The organism is Shewanella sp. SP1S1-7 (assembly GCF_031932105.1).
Taxonomy (GTDB): domain Bacteria; phylum Pseudomonadota; class Gammaproteobacteria; order Enterobacterales; family Shewanellaceae; genus Shewanella; species Shewanella baltica.
Genome location: NZ_JAUOEU010000059.1, coordinates 1 through 3,457, shown reverse-complemented (window position 1 = coordinate 3,457; position 3,457 = coordinate 1). Strand labels below are relative to the sequence as shown.

Annotated in this window: 1 protein-coding gene and 8 tRNA genes; 3 read left to right on the top strand and 6 right to left on the bottom strand. The window is 45.2% G+C overall.

All coding sequences use genetic code 11. The features are described 5' to 3' along the window. Window positions 1-164: 164 nt before the first annotated feature. The 6 genes from Q4Q49_RS21960 to gltX all read right to left on the bottom strand — a co-directional run bounded on the left by Q4Q49_RS21960 (window position 165) and on the right by gltX (window position 2,467). Window positions 165-240: transfer RNA gene (locus Q4Q49_RS21960), tRNA-Glu, on the bottom strand. Between the two features lie 133 nt (window positions 241-373). Further along, window positions 374-449: transfer RNA gene (locus Q4Q49_RS21955), tRNA-Ala, on the bottom strand. Between the two features lie 104 nt (window positions 450-553). After that, window positions 554-629: transfer RNA gene (locus Q4Q49_RS21950), tRNA-Glu, on the bottom strand. A gap of 119 nt (window positions 630-748) precedes the next feature. After that, window positions 749-824: transfer RNA gene (locus Q4Q49_RS21945), tRNA-Glu, on the bottom strand. A gap of 52 nt (window positions 825-876) precedes the next feature. Then, window positions 877-952 (bottom strand) — tRNA-Ala (locus tag Q4Q49_RS21940). A 105-nt stretch (window positions 953-1,057) separates the two neighbouring features. Continuing rightward, window positions 1,058-2,467, bottom strand: a complete 1,410-nt coding sequence (gene gltX / locus Q4Q49_RS21935) for a glutamate--tRNA ligase (protein WP_312000436.1) — start codon at window positions 2,465-2,467, stop codon at window positions 1,058-1,060. A 608-nt stretch (window positions 2,468-3,075) separates the two neighbouring features. Between gltX and Q4Q49_RS21930 the strand changes: the two genes are divergently transcribed. From Q4Q49_RS21930 to Q4Q49_RS21920, 3 genes are all read left to right on the top strand, one after another. Continuing rightward, window positions 3,076-3,151: transfer RNA gene (locus Q4Q49_RS21930), tRNA-Val, on the top strand. Between the two features lie 73 nt (window positions 3,152-3,224). Continuing rightward, window positions 3,225-3,300 (top strand) — tRNA-Val (locus Q4Q49_RS21925). Between the two features lie 39 nt (window positions 3,301-3,339). After that, window positions 3,340-3,415 (top strand) — tRNA-Val (locus Q4Q49_RS21920). Window positions 3,416-3,457: the final 42 nt, after the last annotated feature.

Genomic DNA, 3,457 nt, shown 5'->3' with positions numbered 1-3,457 from the left:
GCGGTGTCCTAGGCCTCTAGACGAAGGGGACACAAGGACTTATGTTTTAACTCGTAACCGAGCTTTGTAACACATTCACTTTCGTAGGCTAGGAAGCAAATGCTTTGTTCTTACCAAACAACACGTTAGTTATTTGCTAGGAACCACTCTCTATAAAAAATAGATGGTATCCCCTAGGGGATTCGAACCCCTGTTACCGCCGTGAAAGGGCGGTGTCCTAGGCCTCTAGACGAAGGGGACCCCGGACATATTAATTTGAACTTATTGTTCCCGTTTAACATCTACGGTGTCCTAGGCACCTCTTCTAAAGAAGGAAGGTGACCTCAGACATATTAATTCGAACTCACGTTCCTGCTTAATATCTACAGTAAATTGGTGGAGCTACACGGGATCGAACCGTGGACCTCTTGCATGCCATGCAAGCGCTCTCCCAGCTGAGCTATAGCCCCAAATTTTTGTCGACACTGCTAACTTTAATAGTATGCGTATCAGCAGAAATTTAGATTTTATTCATATCAAACAACTCGTTAGCTATTCGACAGGAACCAATACTTGGTATCCCCTAGGGGATTCGAACCCCTGTTACCGCCGTGAAAGGGCGGTGTCCTAGGCCTCTAGACGAAGGGGACCCCGGACTTATGTTTTAACTCGTAACCGAGCTTCGTAACACATTCACTTCAGTAGGCTAGGAAGTAAATGCTTTGTTCTTACCAAACAACTCGTTAGTTATTCGACAGGAACCAATATTTGGTATCCCCTAGGGGATTCGAACCCCTGTTACCGCCGTGAAAGGGCGGTGTCCTAGGCCTCTAGACGAAGGGGACCCCGGACATATTAATTCGAACTTACGTTCCTGCTTAACACCTGCAGTAAGTTTGGTGGAGCTACACGGGATCGAACCGTGGACCTCTTGCATGCCATGCAAGCGCTCTCCCAGCTGAGCTATAACCCCAAAACTTATCAAGCTACATTTAAGTGCACTACAAGCATTTGCTCGTCTGTGTCTCAACTGCGTGGCGCATTCTATGCAGCGCACCTAAAAGTGTCAACTCGTTTTTTAGGAATTTATTCTATCTGCTACAAATTCAATCGCTTTGGATATTCTTTGCTCAGAACGGCTTCTTCCGATTAAAAATAATGTGATATCAAGGCCTGGTGACTGCCCTGCCCCTGTTACTGCGACACGTAAAGGCATACCAACTTTACCCATACCCACATCTAATTCAGTTGCAGTGTCTTCAATCGCCTGATGGATAGCTTCTACAGTCCACTCAGTTAATGCGGCTAATTTTTGTTGAACCAGTTGCAATGGCTCTAACGCAACACCACGTAAATGCTTTTTCGCTTGGGCTTCATCAAACTCAGCAAAGTCTTCATAGAAGTAGCGGCTAGAAGCGGCTAGCTCTTTTAGTGTCTTAGCGCGTTCGGCTAATGCCGTAACCACTTCCGCTAATGCTGGGCCGTTTGACATATCAATTTTTTGATCGTCCATGTGCCATTGTAAGTGTGTCGCCACATATTCTGGAGCAAGACCCTTAATATAGTGTTGGTTCAACCACACCAGTTTATCGGTATTAAAGGCTGAAGCGGCTTTATTGATATCACCGAGCTTAAAGTATTGCTTCATTTCTTCTAATGAGAAGATTTCTTGATCGCCATGTGACCAACCTAAACGTACTAGGTAGTTCAACAGTGCTTCTGGCAAATAGCCATCGTCACGGTACTGCATTACGCTCACTGCGCCATGACGCTTAGATAATTTCGCGCCATCATCACCGAGAATCATAGAGACGTGAGCATATTCTGGGATCGGCGCCCCTAATGCTTTAAGGATATTGATTTGACGCGGCGTATTGTTGATATGATCTTCACCACGAACCACACAGGTAATTCCCATATCCCAATCGTCAACGACCACACAGAAGTTATAGGTTGGCACACCATCGGTACGGGCGATGATCAAGTCATCTAATGCATCGTTTGAAAATTCGATACGGCCACGAACATGGTCATCAAATACCACTGAACCGCCGATAGGATTTTTGAAACGCACGACAAATGGCTCATCAGTATCACGAGCGGGTAAGTCACGGCAGCAACCATCGTACTTTTGTGCTTCACCGTTGGCGGCTTGTGCTTCTCTTAACGCATCAATACGCTCACGTGAGCAATAGCATTTGTATGCAGTGCCCTTTGCTAACATTTGGGCAATGATTTCGTTATAACGATCAAAACGCTTAGTTTGGTAATACGGGCCCTCGTCCCATGTCAAACCTAACCAGTTCATACCTTCTAAAATCGCATCGCAGGCGGCTTGAGTCGAACGCTCAATATCAGTGTCTTCAATGCGTAATACAAACTCACCGTTATTGGCACGAGCTTGTAACCAAGAATAAAGTGCAGTACGGGCACCACCAACATGTAAGAAACCAGTAGGACTAGGGGCAAAACGCGTCTTAGTTGTCATAATGGGACACTAACCTATATAAAGTCGTCTAGATAAAGACAATCACGATAAAAAAGTGGGCTTATTCTAACAGTCAAAGCAGGCGCTGCAAATGGGACAAGCTCTGCAGTATCACTTATCTGATAAAATCGTAACGCTAAATCCCCTCCTTTATATAGAGAAGCCTATATAAAGGTACACATATTAAAGTGCTGCCACAGCCATCACCCGCAAATCTGTGCCTATTTATCTTGGCTAAGGCGCATGATTGAGTTTCTCAAGGTTTAGATACTGACCTTACTTTTTGCCCCTATCATTTACCTTCAGCTATAAATTATGTGTTTGTTGAGCAACACCGCGATCAACCGCACCTCTAAGATTCAAATCATTGCGAGTCACTCCGCCCAGTCATTTTGTCATTTAAATGCTCACAAGTGACATACGGCCGGCTATCGCGACATCCCAAACACCCAAATTGCACGCATTGATTGGCGAATAAACTAACACTTTGATCGGCTGCGTGATTAGCATTAAGCCAATGCGAACAAAAATAGCGCGACCAATGCTTTTTTCACTAAAAAGCGTTGACACTAGATCGAACCTCCCTATAATACGGCTCCACACAGCGAGGTCGATTAGCTCAGCTGGGAGAGCACCTCCCTTACAAGGAGGGGGTCACTGGTTCGAGCCCAGTATCGACCACCATTATTTTTATAGATATATTGTTTTTAAACATAATTTGTAAAAAATACTGGCTGTACAAAATAGTTATATCCCAGGTCGCTTAGCTCAGCTGGGAGAGCACCTCCCTTACAAGGAGGGGGTCACTGGTTCGAGCCCAGTAGCGACCACCATATAACTTAATGTACCCCATTGTGTGAAAGTCATTCCCAGGTCGCTTAGCTCAGCTGGGAGAGCACCTCCCTTACAAGGAGGGGGTCACTGGTTCGAGCCCAGTAGCGACCACCATTATTCAGTGAATAATGACTTAAAAATTGTGTAACATCAGAA